Here is a 19,100-nt window from a genome sequence, read left to right on the forward strand (position 1 = left end):
TGAAAGTAAAAAGCTGATGACGGTCACCCCGCCATCAGCTTTTTATTTTATAATGCGATTATAGTTGCCTGCTCTCTTAACCACTGTATTTCCTATGCCTGCTGCTCCTGCAACCGTATCGAATACACTTATGCCTTGAGTTTCTTGCCTCCTTTAAGTTTGATGCGCTCTGCCTGCAGGGGCAAACTTTCGGCAGCCAGCACAGCGCTTATTTTGAGATCCCGCTGTGCACCACTCAGCTTCCTGCCTGCAAGATAACAGATATAAGTAAATGGCGGGGCAAACAACACATCAATAGTGTAATGTACATGCTGCACCAATACCAGCAGCCCTACCGCAATAGCACACACCAAAGCGATCGCTTTATCTTTCCGGCTTCTCAGACAGAAATACATCAGGAACATAGAGGCCGTATGTCCTGAGAAAAAAAGATCCTTCGTAATATAATTTTTCCCGTAAAAGGCATTGCTGAGAAAATCCTGCAGGGGAATAAGTCCGGCCGGTGGATTTAAAGGTACCAGCGATATGGTCACCACCCGTAGCAGGTGCAATACAAAGAACCCGTAAAGGAAAGTCATCAGGATAAACGGATCCTTCCGGCTCCTGAAAAGTGTGAATAACGATAAGGCCCAGATAATCGCAAATACAGGCACGCTCATATTATAGGCAGGTAAGTGTGCCAGTAACAAGTCCTGCAAAACGGTGCCCTCCCGCTTTTCTATATGCTGAAAAAAGAAGGGCAACGCTGCCAGCAACATACATACCAGCGCTATACCTGTCCACAACCGATGCCTGAACCATGGGTACTCCCATACCTGTTTCCATTCAGGCACTTCTTTCATACAAACCTTTCCTTCCTGTGTTCTCATGTAATTTTGGTGTGCTCCCCTAAAACCGGGCGTCAAACATACAAAGTTAACATAAGCATTGGATTTAACTTAACTTTGACCTTTCTTATTATTAGCACGACCACCAACTGTATGAAAGAATATAAAAAGTATTATACGATCCCTGCTCCTCCTGAAGACGTTTACGCCGCATTGACCAATCCGGCTACAATACAGCTGTGGAGCGGAGAACCAGCGGAGATGTCTACTGAACCCGGTTCTGAATTTTCATTATGGGAAGAGAGTATTGTGGGTAAAAACCTGGAATTTGTTCCGGGTAAAAAAATTGTTCAGCAATGGTATTTTGGCGACCAGGAAGAAGACTCCATCGTCACCATCATCCTGCATCCGCATAAACACGGTACTTCTGTAGAATTAAAACATACCAATATCCCGGACGGCGACTTTCATGATATCGCAGCAGGATGGGACAACATGTATTTTGGCGCACTGATTGATTTTTACCAGGAATAATTCATGAAAACCGCCTCCATACATGAGCTGAAACAGCAGTTAACCAGAGTAGCTCCTGCGCAACTGGCAGAACTTTGCATCCGCCTTGCCAAATACAAAAAGGAAAACAAGGAATTACTGACCTACCTCCTCTTTGAGGCACATGATATACAAGCCTATATCGATGCCGTAAAGGAAGAGATCGATACCGCCTTTGCAGCCATGCCGGATGCTAATGCCTATATCGTTAAAAAGAGCCTGCGCAAAACTTTACGCCTGACCAACAAACATATCAAATATACCGGCTCCAAACAGGCAGAAGTGGAATTACTGCTGCATTTCTGCACCACCCTTAAACGGTCAGGTATACCGGTACCTAAAAGCACGGTGCTGGTCAATTTATGGGAGCAGCAATTGAAAAAGATCACGAAAGCTATTTCCACGATGCATGAAGACCTGCAGTATGATTATGAGAAAGCAGTGACCAGCTTGAATATAGGGTTTCCGTGAACCATCTGAGCCTCCTAGATCTTTTTTAACAACTCCTGTGCCGCCGCATAGCGGGAAGTACCTGCGGGGATTTTCTCCAGCCAGGAACGGGTATCTTCATATTGCTTCTCTTTCAGGTAACTGAGTGCCATAAAAAAAGCAGCATCATACTTCACAACCGAACTACCATTGTAGATCGCTGTCAGCAGTTGCCGGGCCTGGGTGAGGTCATGGGTAGCGATCAGCGTTACAGCATAATAAAAAGCTGTCAGCTGGTTTTCCGGCGCCTGGGCAGTCGCCTCCCGCAGATATTTTTGTGCCCCTACAAGATCACCCCGGTTAAATAATACTGCGGCCTCCTGCAAGAGGGTATCCGTGTCTGTACCTCTCTCCGCTGCAGCTACCATCTGAATTTGTCCATACTCCTTATACAGGTCCTGCTGCCAGGGCTGCAGCCATATTATAAAAAAAACGATGGCCGCTGCGGCTATCCCGCTGATGTATTTCCAATAATGACGCATAGGCATCACCTTTACCTTATTATCCCTAAAGTATTCCTCATTCATTGCACGCAGTGTTTGCGATAAAGCCTGCTGCTTTTCATCCGGTTCCAGCTTGTACTGCAGCGTGTCCAGTACCTCCCGGTATTGCGCCACGCTTTCCTGCAGGGATATATCCTGCTGCAGCGTGGCTTCAAATGCCTGCAATTCCGCTCCGCTCATTTCCCCGGTAATATACCTTGCAATAGCTTCGTGATTGTATGTATGCATAACCTTAGTACTGTGAATGTGATTGGATCAATTTCATAAGTGTTGCCAGGCATTCGGATTTTTTTTTGCGCAGGTATCCATAGGTAACACCCAGGGCGGTGGCCACTTTTTCCTGGTGCTCCCCTTTCAGACTATGCCGGATGATTTCCTGGCACTTCTCCCCCAGCTTCCGGAACATCTGGAGGAAGAGCTGTGCCTTTTCCTCTTGTTGTTCCAGTTGCTCTGCCATTGCAAAAACATCTTCACCTATGTTGTTATATACCTCTTCACGCTGTTTTGTTACCGGTTGATGGGATCTTTTTTTTAATTCATTGAGCCACTTTCTTTTACAAACCATCAGCAAAAAAGGCTCAAAAGGACAGGTAAGCCGGAGCTGTTTATGCCTGGCCTGCTCATAGATAGCCGTCAGCGCTTCCTGGAAGATATCCCCGGCATCCTGTTCCGATCCGCTGTTATTAACAATATACCGCTCCACCTTGGCTGCAAACCTCGTGTAGATTTCCCGGATCACCTGGCCGTTATTTTCCAGCAAACCATCAATGTAACGCTGATCTATATGTGTAACAGAAGTAGGTGTCATATGAAAATTGCCTGAATGCTAATATAGAATATTTAGTTGGGATACTGCAAACCCTCTCTCCTGGCGGATTTAAAAATTTTTCGAAAAAAGGGGTAACAAAAGTAGCCGGCCGGTGATATAGGTATAGAAAGGCGGAAGCTGAAAAGCCCGAAAAGAGTAAGCACCATCATAAAAAACAAATGCCATGAAGTCAAACCCACTTGTAAAAGATGCGCTCCTGTTTGTAGCTGCCGTGCTACTGGTAGGGGTACTCCATGCACTTAAAAAAGATAAACATACCACTACCTACGGGGTACATCATATTGTACCCGGTGATGATACCGAAAATTAAATCATACCAGCATACACTACCTACTTTTTTAAACAGCATACCTACACTTAAAAATAAAATATTATGAAACCGAATACACTTACTGGAATATTAATGGCAGCCGCTATGATTGGGCTTTCTGTATCCTGCAAAAAAGATAAACAACCTGAGCCGGTGGTACCATTTGCCAAAGCAGCCGAATTCTGGGATGCCAATAAAGCAAAGGCGCAGGAATTTAAAGGAGATGCTGCCACCGGGTTTACCATCACCGGCGCCAAGGGGGTTAAAATAGTGTTCCCGCCCAATGCGTTCAGAGATCAGGGTGGTCAGATCGTAACAGGTAATGTAACCGTGAAGCTGACAGAGATCCTCAGTAAAAAGGACATCCTCCTCTCTGGCCCGATGACAGAGTCGAACGGAAAGCTGCTGGTTTCTGGTGGAGAAATACTGGTAGAGGCAGATCTGAACGGCAAGCCGCTGGTAGCCATTGAAAAAGGGATCGATGTAGAAGTGCCACAGGTAATGAAAGCAGGAGAAATGCAATTATTTGTGCAGGGCCGCCGTGATCCCGGACCTAACGGTGTACCTGATACGAACCTTCAGCAAAGCCCGCTGACCTGGATTGCAGCTCCTTATGCCCCTTTTGGAAATGGGCCTAACACGTACACTTTTACGTTACCATCTTTTACCTGGGTAAACTGCGACCGGTTCTATTCTGATCCCAGACCTAAAACCACCATCACAGTATTACCGGATTTTAAAGATGGCAACCAGGTAAGTGATCTGCAGGTAATGCTGGTATTCCGGGACATCACCACCGTGGTAACCCTGCCTTACAATACCTTTCTGCAGAAGTTTGAATCTTACGCCAGCTCTCTGCCGGTTGGTATTGAGGCAGACCTGGTGATCCTGGGTAAAGATGCAGATGGTTATATCCAGTTTGGTACCCAGCATATTACCGTAGCAGCGAACCAACACATAGATGCCGCTATCAGAAGAACAGCACAGGCAGATATAGATGCTTTTCTTGCAGGAATCAACTAGGCCAGAGGCCCTATTTATATGCTATCTCACAACAGGTGTATATTGTTACCCCATCAAACAGACCGGCTGTATAGCCGGTCTGTTCCCCATTTATCCCTACCGCGTGATTTAACTTTTCGGTTAAAATAGTATATTGTGATGGAGCGTAGTACATTTATAATGACCATCGTGTGTATACATTATAGTTGACACCGGATCACCTTTACCTTTTTAACCAGATCAATCAAAACAAAACACCATGACACGCTGGTATTCCCTGATCATGTTCTGCTGCAGCATTTTATCCCTGGGGCAGGCAAGCCGGGCACAAACTGCCGATACCCTGCCTGCTGTAGTACAAGCTGCAGAGGACCAGAATAAAGTTACCTTTTCAGGCGAACTGCGGCCACTTCGGGGAGTAGCAGGTGCGCCGGCTCCTTTCTATTCCTATTTCTGGGAACTGGGAGATGGTGCTTTCAGTTTTGAAGCTACCCCACAACATGTGTACCCGGATACCGGTACCTACCAGGTACGCTTGTACGCCACCAATAACTATGACGACGGACGGCCGCCTCCAACAAAGCCAAGGCCTATCAAAATAAAGAACAAAACTTATCCTATTGCGGCAAAGCCTTCGGGCTTCTTCCAGGGAGGCGGCAATATTGAAATGAAAGCCAACCGTATGCCCCGTCCCGGCGAAGAAATGGTGCTGGTTATCGGTTACCGGCAGCCGGCAGGTACAAAAACAGGCGGTTCTCTCCTGCTGTTGTATAACGAAAAAACATTTAAACAAAATAACTTCAATCTGGGAGAAGCCCGCGCTTACCACCAGGAAAAACAGGTGCCCACTGATTCCTTATGGGCTTACCTCCCACCAGCAGAAATAGAGGACGCCGCTTTTGGCGGCCCCTTACTGGCACTACGTGGTCCTGCCGCCCATGCCCCCCTACCAGCTTCATCTGCTGCACATAACCAGCAGTTAAAAGCCATGCTGCTCGAAAAGATGGGGACCTTCCGTAAAAATCATGCATGGCGGCTGGAAGGCGCGCAAGCGGGTGCAGAACAATTTATGTTTGTATCCCTGCAAACCACTCCCGAAATGATCAGGGACACGAATGCGGTAGTCAACATTACCGCATTGTTCATGCCGGACGATCCTGCCCTGGAACCGGAAGAATATACGATGGAGCTGCAGATAGTAGCCTCTCATGACCCTAACCGGATCATGCTCCGCAACCACCGTATGAACTACCGGTTTACCGGCAAGAAAAAATTGCTTACCTATAAAATACAATTCCAGAATACCGGTAAAGGCCCTGCCAAAAAAGTAGATATCGGCGTACGCATACCCGATATGCTGAACGGCAATTCCATCACCCTGCAGGATATGCAGCCCAGATGCGTACCCTGTGATTCTGCCTACGAAAACCAGAGCTGTCTGGATACCGTGATCACCAAAGACAGTATACACTTTGTGTTCCGCAATATCTACCTGCCCGGCGTACAACAGGAAGGTGTAAACGATACGGATTCTACCAAAGGTTTCATTAAATACACTATCAACTTTGGCAAAAAGCCGGCGAAGGTCCCTTTTGCCAGTCAGGCCGCCATTGTGTTTGACAAAAACGAGCCTGTTATTACCAACCGTTCCGTAGGCCGCTTTAAGCCTGGGCTATCTCCCGGTATTATACTCGGCTATGGACATCGTTTGGGATCTACCGGCAAACTGGAAAGAGGCGGGGACAAAAACCTGACCATAGGCGCCAGTATTGCCCCCTTCGCTCCACACCGGCGCTACCTGCAGATGGAGCTGTATGCCGGTATCTTTAATGAATACGAACGTTTCAAAGAGCGCCGCCGCGGAGGAGATACCGTAATAGATAATCATGATTACAAAGTCATGTACCGGGATGTATACGAAAAGGTCAATATCATTACCCTGGAAGCTGTACCCCTGCAAATCAGGTACAACCTCAACAGCTGGGTGGGTGTTGGCGCCGGTGCACTGGCGGCTATAAATCTCAGCACCCGCACCCGTACCATCCTGAAATCAACGATGGCCAGTGCTACCGGCACGCCGGGCATAACCCTGGAAGGAGATCTTGACCGTAAAACCACTTACTTTACCAAACTCAATCCGGCCGTTTTTGCGGACCTGCAGTTAGGACGGGTACGTACCGGCCCCGCAGCAGGCATACGCTACCTCTATTATATGCATCCCTCGGAGCAAAGGCTATTTGTTTATGTAAGCTGGAAAATATAGCTATTAGCTGTTGGCTGCCTATCAAGAATGATAACAAGTTATTGGCCCTGCCAAAAGTTTAATACTAAATTTGTCTGCCAACAACATTATTTGTTGCCTGACGCTGTACTAACAGCTAAAAGCTAAAAGCTTCCTGCATGTTTCGCTGGTTACTTTACACCTGTTTACTCATACACACTACCTTGCTGGCTGCAGAGCCAGGAAAGGATACGGTAGTAGTGTCACCAGCTGTAAAGCAGCAATGGCAGGCATTACAGGCTGATGACGACCTGGCCGGATGGATTTATGAACGTATTAACTACACCACTGCAGATCCCGCACACCGCCTGCCTGTTTTAACCGGGACAGAAAAGGAAGCCTGGAGAAAACCCCGCACAGATGAAGACTATGGCGCGTGGCTGGACCTGCTGGTGAACCTGGGGTATTACCAGCTTTATACCGGTAATATTCTCTCTTCTATTCACTATTATGAAAAGGCTTGGCAGTTTTACAAAACCGTACAACCGGACCAGTATGATGTGGAAGAATATATCCTGCAGCCTTTGGGCAACAATTACACCCGGCTAGGTGATTATGAAAGTGCGCTGTATATACAGGAACAGTGCCTGGCGCTGGCAAAGGGCAAACAGGATACCCGTCTTATTGTGGCCGCTTATGGCAATATGGCCGTACTGCGCCGCTCACAAGGGCATTGGCAACGCGCGATTGCACTTTGCGAACTGGGTCTTCCCTATGCGGAAAACAACCCACCTGTGCATGGCCTGCTGCTGAATACACTGGGAGACATTGCCTTTGACCAGCAACAGTATGACCGTGCCCGTGAATACAACAAAATGGCCCTGCAGCAGTTTAAAAGTGTATCACCCGCTCCTCATGTGGCCTACTGGATGGAAAGTGCCTATGTACTGGCAGGACGACTGGAAACTGCGCTGGGTAATTATCCGGCAGCACTGCAATATTTCCGGCAGGCACTGGCCATCACCGAGCAGCATTTTAAAGGCGGACGGCAACGGGAAAAGGCAAAGATACAGGTGTATACCGGCCATGCCCTGCTGGCGCAAAAGCAGGTAAGTACTGCACAGCAGGCCTACCAGCAAGCCCTGAAAATACTATTACCTCCTTTTCGTATCACCGGTACCGGTGTACTCCCGGAAGAGTCCTGGCTTTATGCAGAGAACACACTACAGGATGCCCTGGAAGGATTATCTGCTACTTATTATGAGCAGGGTAACACCATCCTGGCACTAAAAAGCATGGATCTTTGCCTGGCGGCTACAGCCAAACTGCGGAATGAATTTGCAGGTATAGATTCCCGTGCACTGCTGCAACAGGAAAACAGACGCCGTATAGAGCTGGCCATGCGCATCGCCTATCATGCTTATCAAACTACCGGTCAAAACAGCTATGCACAACGTATGCTGCAATATGCCGAGCAAGGCAAAGCACAACTGCTGCTGGATGAAATACGCCGCAACATTGCCTATGCAGCCCTGAAAGACAAAGATTCGCTGTTCCGTCGTATGCAGCACGTAGAGCAGGCATTAGCTTATTACGGACAGGAAGCTGCACAGGAAAAAGATATCAGTAAGAACAACTCCGGCGCGCTGGCTTATGAAATGAGTGTACTCCAGCGGAAACTTCAGGATAAATATCCGGCCCTGTTACAAAGCAGCCGTCTTACCACATTACAATGTGATACCCTCCTGCAACGCCTGCCAGCCAACCTGGAAACCATCCTCTGCTTTGCGGGGCAAACACAATGGTTTTTCCTGCATGCCAACCGTAATGGGGTGCAAACGGTATACACCATAGATAGCGTATCACAATGGCAACAACAGTGCAGGTCGTTTGTACAAAAGTATTTCAAACAAGGTCCGGGAGCTATGATCAATGCTCCCCAGCAGTACTATGCTGACGCCTGGCAGCTGTATACAAAATTGTTCCCTCATCAGCAGTGGAAAGCGGATAAAACGTATCTCCTGCTCACGGATGATGTGCTGGGCTATGTACCCCTGGATGCCCTGGTGACAGACAGTATATACCAACCCGTTATTTCCGCCTGGCCATTCCTCGTGAAACAAGCCAACATCAGTTATGGCTATTCCCTGCAAAGCTGGCAACAACTGCGCGGCAGACCCGCAGGAACCGGTGGCTTTACCGGCTTCTTCATTACGCACGACAGCAGCCACCGGCGTATTCCGGCAGTGGTACGAGAGCAGGAAGAGCTACAGGAAAATGTACAAGGTAAATTCATTGCCAATAATGCTGCTACCCTCACACATTTTGAGCAGGCGCTCCAACAAACCAACATCTTGCATATCAGCTCCCATGCAGGGCTATACGGCCCGCAGCATGAACCTGCCCTCGAACTGGCAGACGGCAACTTTCCACTATCCGCCCTTACCGCACAACTGCATGCCCCCCGGCTGGTAGTACTCAGTGCCTGTCGCACCGCTGATGGCTGGCTCATGCAAGGGGAAGGTGTACAAAGTTTGTCCTGGGGATTTGCTGCAGCCGGTATCCCTGGCGTAATAGCCGGGCTATGGAATGTGAATGATGCCGGAGCTGCTTCGTTTATGCCCCACTTTTATGCTGACCTCCAACAACAACAATCACCCGGCACTGCCCTACGCAATGCCAAACTTCAATGGCTTACTGAACAACAAAATAATCCTGTGCTCAGTCTCCCCTACTACTGGGCCGGCTGGGTGTACATGGGGGTACCACAATCATTAAGCATTACCGCACCTGTCAAGTGGTACAACTGGTGGATAGTGGGTGGTGTTTTGTTATTGGCTGGTAGTGTGTGGTGGTGGAGAAGAAAGCCGACTTACCAGAATAACTAAAAAGAAAAATGAGTACCGATAAATAGCTTACATGGGTTATCATACCAGCTTTGTCACTTCAAATACTCATTAATTTAAGTCTAAGACCGATCTAATAAAAAGCCATTACTGCTTTCAATTAGCCCACTTCTCTAAATCTCACTATAAATTTTAATTACTAATTGTTTTTTATACATTAACACCATTAATTTTGAACTACATATGGAAAAATATAGAACTTTTTGGAAACGTCTTCTTTCAGCCATTATAGATAGCATCATATTTATCCCTTTCTCATATTTTGGTATTAAAATAGAACAAATTAATAATAAAACTATCCTTTTTTGTTGGCTATTTCTCTATGCATGTTTGATAATATTCTACTCTGTTTATTTAAATGGACGATATGGCCAAACTCTAGGAAAAAAAGTTATGAATATAATAGTACTTGATGTCAGTGAATCAAAAATGATTGGATTTAAGCATGCTTTTTACAGGGATGCTACCCCATTCATTTTTTACTTAATTGGAATATTTTTCGTTATTTCTACCTCCATAAATAATCCAACCTATAATATTGATCAACTAAACACTCAATATGATGATTTCATCTTCTATGCTACGTTAGTTTGGGTGATTATTGAGTTGTTAACTATGCTCACCAACCCTAAAAGAAGGGCTGTACATGATATTTTGGCCCAATCTGTAGTTGTTGATCTTTCCAGGTAAAGCGATTTTATATTAGCAACCGATTTATGTTTTTCTCTTTAACTCTTTGAGGGTTGTTAATACATATTTTAGATTTATGCTTAAATATAAAATTAATAGTAGTAATGACCATCCTTGTATATATGGTGTAGATAACTCAATTCCACCAATTCCTAAATAAAATGATGTAGCCTCAATTCTGAAAGAAACTGCTATTAGATTAAATGTGAGTAATATCAAGATTAGCCCTGTTAATATAAGAGATAGTTTAAATCTAAAAAAGTATCCTCCTAAATTTATTATCAGCATCATTAAAGCAATTTGATGTTTTAATGTTCCTATGTAATTTCCTTTCCAAATACTAATCCAGGTAGTAATGAGTAATATCCAGAGAATTATAAACGGAATTAATCTTACAATTTTCATCTTATTCATAATAATATTCTAATACTTAAATAATATTTAATCTTCTTCCGATTTTTTCAGACCGAATTTAAGGAATATTGAGCTTGTCACGGTTGCTTTGGGCGCTTTTTGTACTAAGCTGGCCCCCAACTCAACACTTGATTTTTTTCCTTGACTAGTTGTTACACTTAATCTAGCTTGGGTGGTAGAACTACCTGTAGAGACATCAACTATTTCTTTTATATCTCCATTTGAGGTAGTTGATACCATCCCTCCCACCATAATATCTAACCCTTTGACTTTAATACTCGTTCTTCCTCCATTATCGATAATTACAGCATCTTCAGAGCTGCGAATTTTTTGAAACAAACTAGTTCCGCCAAACTTAGCTTCTGTTTTTTCTTCCAATGAAGTTGTCATTGTTGTTTTGTTATTAAAAAGCGATATTGGATTTCCATCATTACTTCCATTAGACTTTACATATGTGAGGTAATCTCCAAGATTAAAACCATATTCCGTTTTAGCTTCATTTACTGAGCTAACAGTAACAGTTACATTTCCTGTATTTACAGCAGATATTGGTACTTCCACCTTTGTTTTGGATCCAAAAGTAAATATATTGTCAATGGCATTTGCAGCAGTTTCAAACATTTGTCCAAATCCTACTGCCATATAGCTAAAAGGGTTAGAATTCTGATTAATTGGCAAACTCTCCAATCCTTCAAGCTCAATATGGCTTGTTATTTTATTTTCTGAAAAAGCATATGGAGAATTATATTCATACTTACTTGCCAATGGATCTATCTCAATAAATCGACCTATTTGTGGATCATGATTACGCCACTTAAAACCATACCAATTTAGATCTAAATCATCATCCAACGGTTGTCCTTGAAATTTTTCCTTTTTATTCTCCAATTGCGTAATCGACTTCGAACTAATTCCCGCCATCGTCAATCCAAACGGATAATAATGTGTTTCTTCCAGCAGAGGACCATTGGCCTGTGTTACCATCAGGTTATCAAAGAACACATCCTGCGGGCTTTCATTGCTGGTGTATACATACAGGAATCCACTTTGTTGTACCACCATTTTATCCTTTGCTAGCGTTTGTAATTGGTCTGGCTCTCCCTGTACCTGTTTTACCCCACTATTTTCTTCAACTAAGTTAAACTGATCATTGAACAACACAAAATTCAAATAGGCTTTAGGTTTGTCCAGCTTAAACTGGTCAGGGTCCTTTTGTTGCAGACGTTGGTAATCGCTACTGGTAAAGTTGTTAGCAAAGGGAGAAGTAGCCTCGCTGGAAGCAACAGCATGTGATTGTTCTCCGCCAGCACTTCCACTGAATGCCTGCGCCAGGGAAGCCAGCATATCTTCCACCGGTGCCGGTTTTTTATTCTCCTGTGGCCCTTGTGACTTATAGAATGCTTTGGCACCTATCTGGATAGTATCACCTGCCATTACACGCAATACTAAGGATGGGCCTATTTTCTTCCCTCCGTCTTTAGCATTCAGCTTGGCTACAAATTCATTCTCTTCAGTGGTATTATCCTCTGGATAACCCACCGGTTTGGCCATACGGCTATTATCAATGTTGCTGAACAACGCATTTTCCATGGGGGCCGCTTCCGTTTCCATTGTAGCCGCATACATGGTCAAATCGCTTTGTTCAGTGAGCACCATCCGCACATTGCCCAGATGATCCTTTACAAAATAGTCATACCAGTAAACAGGCGCCTGTCCGGTCTTATACACCACTCTTATCCTGCCTTCTTCATGTCCCAGGAACTGCAGCGTATCATTCTGATATACCAATCCTCCTGCGTAGTCAGTAATAGTTGTTTTAGCTGGAGTAACGGTGTTATCTATCACCGTTTTGCGCAATTTATTGCCAGCAGCATCATAGAGATACTTAATCGTTCCTTTATTAAGAATAGTAATCTGCTCAGGTAAATTCAAATGATTGTAGGTAATAGCAGTAATATTCTTGTTATTGTCCAGGATCAGATTACCATTAGTATCATATGCATAGTCATCCCCGCTATTGGCGCCATTCTTAAAATCTCCCAACTTAGTAGTTACTGTACTGACATCGGTGACACTACCTAGTTTGTTACTATTGGCCTTATAAGCATAAGTGAGTTTATCCAGTGCTACAATAGCTGCCCCATCCATTCCCTGTTGGTCCATACGCATGATATTCCCATTATCATCATAGGAAAGATTACTCACCGCAAAATCTGCCTGAGTTTTCTCCCAGGGTGTAGTTGGAGCATTCACTGTATTCTGTTGGGAGTAATAGGCAGACATTAACCGGTTGACAGAGTCATATGCAAATCCATATGCCCGGGCAATACTATTACTTCTGCTTTTCCACTTTGTACCAGTAATATTACCATTATACTGATTAACCACGAATCCAGAATCGTAGTTCAACTCCATTCCAAACCAGGTACTATCCGGGTTACCAGTTCCATTCACATATGCTTTGTTAATTCCTATCAGCCACCCGCGGATATTATAATCATAATTGAGTTTTTCTATTTGTTTCGTGGCGTTGATCACTCCCAGCTTCTTTGTTTTCAACTGCCCAAGTTCGTCATAGGTATTTTTAGAAATTACCCTTTGTAAGCTGAGATTATCTTTTAATCGTTTCTTCACAGAATCCAATCTACCAGCAGCATCATAAGAGAGCATGGTAAGTACGGGGGTTTCAGTAGTCAGCGTACTTCGTGGTGCCTGATGGCGCTGATAGCTGCTAAGCAACTTCCCGTTAAAATCATACAGATTAGTCAGGATATCCTTTCCTCCCACAGCATTGTCACCAACCGTCTGAATTACCCTTCCTTTATCATTATAATAGGTAGTAGTGGTCAGCCAGTCATTAGTACCTAATACCCTCGCCTTAACACCAGTTACTAACCCTTTGGTCATGGTGCTGGTAGCAGTTACCGGTTCATCATAAGGGTTATTTCCTTTTTGTGGTTTATTAAAATCTGATGTCAATGCTGCATGTGCTCCTGCATATCCATATCCATCATAAAAAGTGTAAGTGAGTGGGTAAAGGTCTGTCGGTTGTAAATTAGGTAATGGATTGGTAGCGGTAATACTTAGCGTATGCTGGGTACCATTAGCATCCAAAAATGTTTCAAAGGCAGCACTGGTCCCACTATCAAATCCATCATTAAATGTTATACTGTTAGTTGCTTCATATCGGGCACGGCCGTCATGGCTCGTTATTGCAAGGTCCGTCACATAGGGTACATTATAACTGATGGATTGTGTATTGCTCGTAGCTGTATTCATGCTGGCTTGCAGTGTTTCTCTTGTAGCCGCAGAGTTATACAAGGCAGTCATCGTAGGCCGGTTCAATCCATCATAAAAGGTAACCAACCACTGCTTGGGTGTTTTTTGCCTTAGGTTCCCATCCCGTGTAAATACTAACCTATCACGCACATCATATACCATCTCTACAGAATCAGCTCCAGGTACTTGTTTCACGATCATTCTATTGCGGCTGTCATAACGATAAACAAAACAAAGTTCTTTTGCAATTTCCAGGGTAAAGTTGGCATTCCAGTTACTTTTAATCGCAGTTACAGCCTTAGGTGGAATTACACAATGTAGCAACCCCATATCATCATATACATAATACGTACACAACCAATTATTATGCCCATCTGCAGCATTACCCAATATTTCAGACTTTTTAAGCACTACCTGCCCACCCTTATTCACAAATTCCACTACTCTATTACCACGTTCATCTTTTGTTATATTTTTGAGCAATTGCCCTGCTGCATATGCTCCGGAAGATATGGGTCTGGCATCATTCTGCTGAATCTTCCATATCTGCACGTCATCCGCTGCAGTATTTACCAGATATTCTTTTTCTATTCCCCGTCCTACGCCAGTCCAATTATCACCGGGTTCCATTGCTTTCTTTACCTGACTAAGCGGAGATGCTTCAAACCGCGTTTCTCCATAATAAATCCGCTCACCAGGAAATTGAGTACCCATAAAAATTGCCTGTTCAGTAAAAGGGCTTGTTTTGAATTTTCCATCGCTACCTGTTGACACGTAAGGGATATATTTATACTGCTCCCGCCCGAAAGCATCATATATCACCGGCGTTACTAAGTCTTTTCCTAATGGGGACATACCTTTATTCACGGTCTGCAATGGGCGCCCTACCCCATCTGAATACTGTGTAGTTTGTTTTACTTCTGCCACAGTACGGGTAGGAGCAGTTATTACCGAAAGATCTGTAGATGGCATGCTTGGCTCCCAGGTACGGACATAATTTAGTATACCATTACCATAAGGTGATGGCTTAGCTATTGGTGTTACAGTTGGCCTGGCACTACTCTTAGGGGTATTCTGGGACATAGCTGCAGTAGTACCTAGCACCAACATTATTACTATTATATATAACCTGATATAGGGTATTTGAATATACATGTCGTCATTTACTTTAGAACAATCAGGATAATTACTTTTCAGCGGCTGTTCTATCCCACGTTCCTGAAAATACACATGAGATATACACGCCTTAACAAATTAGAAAGGGTAATTGATCATCTTGGAGCTTCCTATTAAATTATCTCCGCTTACGCCAAATATTTCAACACCTGAATAAGTAGTTGCTCCATGGAACCCATTAATGATAAATACTTCCAGTATGTTTTTCCCTTTAGGTAAACTGTAGCTTTTTTCTTCAGATTTAATGGCATTTGTCATCGTATATTCATTTCCATTAATTTTATAACGGATCACTTTAGGACAATCAAACCAATCCTTATCATCAAATGTAAACTGAAAAGTTACGGTGGTCGGTTCATCACAATTAATCTCTGCCGTACTGAATGGTTTTACATTCGAGGGCACCGGATTATTTATATCATAGAAAATGTTCTTAAATTCAATTGGCGTGACTACTTTAAAATGGCGAGACATTTCGACCGTTTCATTTGATATAAGATCCTTCACCACGCAAAACAAATCCATTTCTCCTGTTTGATTAAGCTTCGCAGAAAAGGTTTTAGCTGCATTGTTTAGTTGTTGCTTAATTATATTTCCAGACTGATCTTTTAAATACCAACTACATGAGAAATTCCCGGAACCTCTGGTCAAAGTAGCATTAAATGTTGCAGAATCTCCAATAGGATACAAGGTACGTGCGCTTATAACCAAGTCGAAGGGATATACTGCACCTTCAGAGTACTCATACGCTTTTAATATCTTCTGATCTTTATCTCTCACTACAATTAAGCGCCCAAAAGCATCGTATTCATAATAATTTGTGTATCCACGCATATCCTGACTCTCTGTTAGCCCTACCAATGGCTTATATTTAAATGTTTCTATTTGTGCCGCTGGCAATGCATTTCGCAAAGTGTTAATCAATGAAAAATCTGATGCTAATGGCTCAGCCTTCGCAGCAATGGCGTTCAATGTCGATTCTGGAATCACCGCCTTAATCTCCTGGTAAGTGGCACCATTAATTTCCGCAATCCTGCGGAGGTTTTTATAACCCCATAAATAAACTTTCGAAATACCTGTATAGTCTATAACATGTAAAGGATTTCCCAGGACATCATCTGCAAGAATCTGCGTTTGATAGCCTGAAGTTGTCATATTCCATGGTGGGCTATCTGTTTTAGAAATATTGTAGGTTAATGAACCAGGAACAATCAATTCTTTTCCTCCTAGATTCTTCTCTACATAGTCTGTTTTCGTTTCTTCTTTTCTTCTGATAATATTGTTATCTATGTAATTGGTTCCAGTAACAACAACGGAGGCTATTGAATTTCCAACTACCATTTTCTGATATACAGACTGACTACTTAAATCTGCAGGATATTTAAACTCCATCCGCTTCATTTTTCCACTACCTAAGTCTTCCAATTGTGAAAGTAGTAGAGAATAAGGGCCTCCATACTGATAAGTTTCGTTTTTAGTAATAATTCCATTATCAGTATATGTCTCAGTTAAAGTTGAGGCAAGTTGTTTCAGGCCGGTCGAGGTAGGAATATCAAAAAAGTAATACTTATTAATCGTGGGATCTGTCGTATATGCTTCTTGTAAAAAATTATCAGTGAATATGCCCTTTAAATGAAACCCAACCTGCAAATTATCATTTCTTTTGGCAAATGTATATTGGTTTGTCACTTTTTCCACAGGAATGTATGTACCATTCTGATTTTTGTATGTGGTTTTAGTAACAAGTGACCCTTCTGCCCATTTTTTGTCTAATATATATCCAGGAACATTGTAATTTTTTACGTTCAAATCTGTATAAATAGTATAGGGTAAGGGCCACATGGCACCTGGAAATATCAACCATGTTTTTGTAAAATTCAACAAAGCTCCCTGATTATCAAACTCATAAACAGTCTTCAAACTATCTGTATTATTCTTGCCGATCTTATATTCTTCTACTTGCAAATACTTGCAGGCTCTGTTATCAGCCCAACCATTTATGAGACAATCCGAATGATAAGTCCTATTCATTCTTGCATACCACCAAGGGAATGTGCCTGTACCGGAACCAGGCTCTCCTCCATGATAGTAAGTATAAGAAACATCCGCATAATCTCCATTATCTCCGGCATACTTTTGTTCATAAAACACGTCACCATATTTATACATTTTATGTTCTACCGGAATACTATCTCCTGAGCTGGCTGTGGTAATTATCTCCTTAATTCTTAATGCTGGACTTCTGGGCTCATTCGCAATATAAAAACGGTTCTCACTATCGTATATGAACTCTGTTTCACCTCCAGTTAAATACTTTATACGCTTTAAGGAGTAGGTCCTGGCATGTTGGAATGAAAATTTCCTGTTAGCCGGCTTAATAATGTCATAGAAATTCCAAATCCTATTGGGTAGAATATGAATAAATCCTTTATTGACATTTCCATTGAAATACCCACATAAGTCCTGAGAATAATAGGGATCAACAACTCCTAATTGCTTAACCTCTCCTTTATATGGGGCCGGAAGGTTATAATCTTCAAAGTATTCAAAGGTTTGCTTATCGTACTCTTTATTATCAGTACCTAAAAAAGAAACAGATTCTAATCTCAATCGCTTCCAATGTATACTATCGTTTACATTATTAAACTTAATTGTTCTTACTAAGCCCTGATTATTGTAAATACTTGTTTGCGTCAGGCGATGTTTTCTACTATCTATACGGTCTTTCAGATGAGTAAAAACTATTTTACCATCCAAAAAAACTATTCCCTTCAATATCAATGTATTATGAACACGTTTCGTTGTAATATGTGAAGAATAACTTTCTTCATATGCTGGCGGTGTATTTGGAGTAAAATTCAGGCCATCAGCTCTTTGGCCACTTTTTTCGCCTTGTGTAAAACTTTCTGATAAACTATAATCATCATAAGGGGTTAAATCATTCTCATAAACAAATGTTATGGAATCTGTTTTATTAAACGATACTATTTTGCTCAGGTACCAGCTGGCTATACTTCGTTTGGGGCTTGAGCCAATACCAGATCCTTCATAAGTAACACTTTGAGAACTTATGGTATTCTCTTCTGAGTTGGTAAAGTAATAAGCGTTCCCATTAGGTAAAACTATCTTAAATCCCGTTACCTGATTGGGACTGGCCACATTCTCTTTTAATTTTGAGATCTTATTATTAGTATAAGGAACTTGGTCTACCTGGTTATTAGCGCCAAAATAAAATGAGCCACTCTCCCCACCAAATGAGTAACTATATTTATCTTTCATTTTATCTATATAACGTTCATATCCACCAGAAGCATCATTTAGCATAATAAGAAGCCTGGAAAGATCATTATTACTCCTTATGGTTGTTGCTGAGGGAATATCAGCATTCTCATTATCCGGAAGGTCTAACACAGACACATTCACCACCCCGCCAGCACTTAAATTCCAACCCAGCCCTACCCAACTGGCCTGATCATCTACTTTAATACCACCTGCGTTGTAAGTAAGTTCAATAGGAAAGGTTAGATCTTTACTCTGGATGGTATAAATAGGAATAGAGATATTGGGAAGCCCTGAATTATGAGACACTCCATACTCCCCACGCCTGAGAAAAGAGGCTGCTTCAGGGCTTGCCGGAGACAAATATGGATTTCGCTTGATTGCCAAAAAATCCATACCACCGCTTGTTAGCGACATATTTTTTAACAAACTGTCTTTAGACTTTTTCGGTATTGAATCTACAGCTAGATTAACTTGAGCACTCGAATAGGTACAAAACAACAGGCATACCAGGATAACAGGGATAAACCGCATAATAGGTAACAAATCAGTGAATTGGCAAAGCTAATATTATTTTTTTTTGAAACAAATTCTATTAGATTTTTGCTATCAATTAAGTAGTG

General features: G+C 42.8%; 13 protein-coding genes. 7 read left to right on the forward strand and 6 right to left on the reverse strand.

The window, feature by feature from the left end; translation table 11 throughout:
• Window positions 1-128 precede the first annotated feature (128 nt).
• Window positions 129-869 (reverse strand): phosphatase PAP2-related protein, encoded by a 741-nt coding sequence (locus ABR189_RS10110; RefSeq protein WP_354660359.1) that lies wholly within the window; start codon window positions 867-869, stop codon window positions 129-131.
• Window positions 870-980: 111 nt separating this feature from the next.
• On the opposite strand from ABR189_RS10110, the gene ABR189_RS10115 reads away from it, so the two are divergent.
• Window positions 981-1,361 (forward strand): SRPBCC domain-containing protein, encoded by a 381-nt coding sequence (locus ABR189_RS10115; RefSeq protein WP_354660360.1) that lies wholly within the window; start codon window positions 981-983, stop codon window positions 1,359-1,361.
• A gap of 3 nt (window positions 1,362-1,364) precedes the next feature.
• A complete protein-coding gene (locus ABR189_RS10120) occupies window positions 1,365-1,850 on the forward strand; it encodes a hypothetical protein (RefSeq protein WP_354660361.1) in 486 nt (161 codons plus the stop codon).
• 14 nt (window positions 1,851-1,864) lie between these two features.
• Here the strand turns inward: ABR189_RS10120 and ABR189_RS10125 are convergent, their stop codons facing one another.
• Together ABR189_RS10125 and ABR189_RS10130 are read right to left on the reverse strand one after the other, a co-directional pair.
• Window positions 1,865-2,599 carry a tetratricopeptide repeat protein gene (locus ABR189_RS10125; RefSeq protein WP_354660362.1) on the reverse strand — a complete coding sequence of 245 codons (735 nt, stop codon included), beginning with the start codon at window positions 2,597-2,599 and terminating at the stop codon, window positions 1,865-1,867.
• A gap of 4 nt (window positions 2,600-2,603) precedes the next feature.
• Complete coding sequence (locus ABR189_RS10130; RefSeq protein WP_354660363.1) at window positions 2,604-3,179, reverse strand: RNA polymerase sigma factor; 576 nt, start codon at window positions 3,177-3,179, stop codon at window positions 2,604-2,606.
• A gap of 184 nt (window positions 3,180-3,363) precedes the next feature.
• On the opposite strand from ABR189_RS10130, the gene ABR189_RS10135 reads away from it, so the two are divergent.
• The 5 genes from ABR189_RS10135 to ABR189_RS10155 all read left to right on the forward strand — a co-directional run bounded on the left by ABR189_RS10135 (window position 3,364) and on the right by ABR189_RS10155 (window position 10,329).
• Window positions 3,364-3,510 (forward strand): hypothetical protein, encoded by a 147-nt coding sequence (locus ABR189_RS10135; RefSeq protein WP_354660364.1) that lies wholly within the window; start codon window positions 3,364-3,366, stop codon window positions 3,508-3,510.
• Between the two features lie 63 nt (window positions 3,511-3,573).
• Window positions 3,574-4,533: a hypothetical protein gene (locus ABR189_RS10140; RefSeq protein ID WP_354660365.1), complete on the forward strand. Its 960-nt coding sequence runs from the start codon at window positions 3,574-3,576 to the stop codon at window positions 4,531-4,533.
• Window positions 4,534-4,771: 238 nt separating this feature from the next.
• A complete protein-coding gene (locus tag ABR189_RS10145) occupies window positions 4,772-6,775 on the forward strand; it encodes a PKD domain-containing protein (protein ID WP_354660366.1) in 2,004 nt (667 codons plus the stop codon).
• Between the two features lie 137 nt (window positions 6,776-6,912).
• Complete coding sequence (locus ABR189_RS10150) at window positions 6,913-9,621, forward strand: CHAT domain-containing protein (RefSeq protein WP_354660367.1); 2,709 nt, start codon at window positions 6,913-6,915, stop codon at window positions 9,619-9,621.
• Between the two features lie 201 nt (window positions 9,622-9,822).
• The gene (locus ABR189_RS10155) at window positions 9,823-10,329 is read left to right on the forward strand and encodes an RDD family protein (RefSeq protein WP_354660368.1); all 507 of its coding nucleotides are present in this window, start codon (window positions 9,823-9,825) and stop codon (window positions 10,327-10,329) included.
• A 24-nt stretch (window positions 10,330-10,353) separates the two neighbouring features.
• On the opposite strand, the gene ABR189_RS10160 is transcribed toward ABR189_RS10155, so the two are convergent.
• The 3 genes from ABR189_RS10160 to ABR189_RS10170 form a co-directional block, all read right to left on the reverse strand.
• Entirely contained in the window at window positions 10,354-10,734 is a 381-nt protein-coding gene (locus tag ABR189_RS10160; protein ID WP_354660369.1) for a hypothetical protein, read from the reverse strand.
• Window positions 10,735-10,770: 36 nt separating this feature from the next.
• Window positions 10,771-15,132, reverse strand: a complete 4,362-nt coding sequence (locus ABR189_RS10165; protein WP_354660370.1) for a DUF6443 domain-containing protein — start codon at window positions 15,130-15,132, stop codon at window positions 10,771-10,773.
• A 144-nt stretch (window positions 15,133-15,276) separates the two neighbouring features.
• A complete protein-coding gene (locus ABR189_RS10170; protein WP_354660371.1) occupies window positions 15,277-18,894 on the reverse strand; it encodes a hypothetical protein in 3,618 nt (1,205 codons plus the stop codon).
• Window positions 18,895-19,100 lie beyond the last annotated feature (206 nt).

The sequence above is a fragment of the Chitinophaga sp. H8 genome (assembly GCF_040567655.1).
Classification (GTDB): Bacteria; Bacteroidota; Bacteroidia; order Chitinophagales; family Chitinophagaceae; genus Chitinophaga; species Chitinophaga defluvii.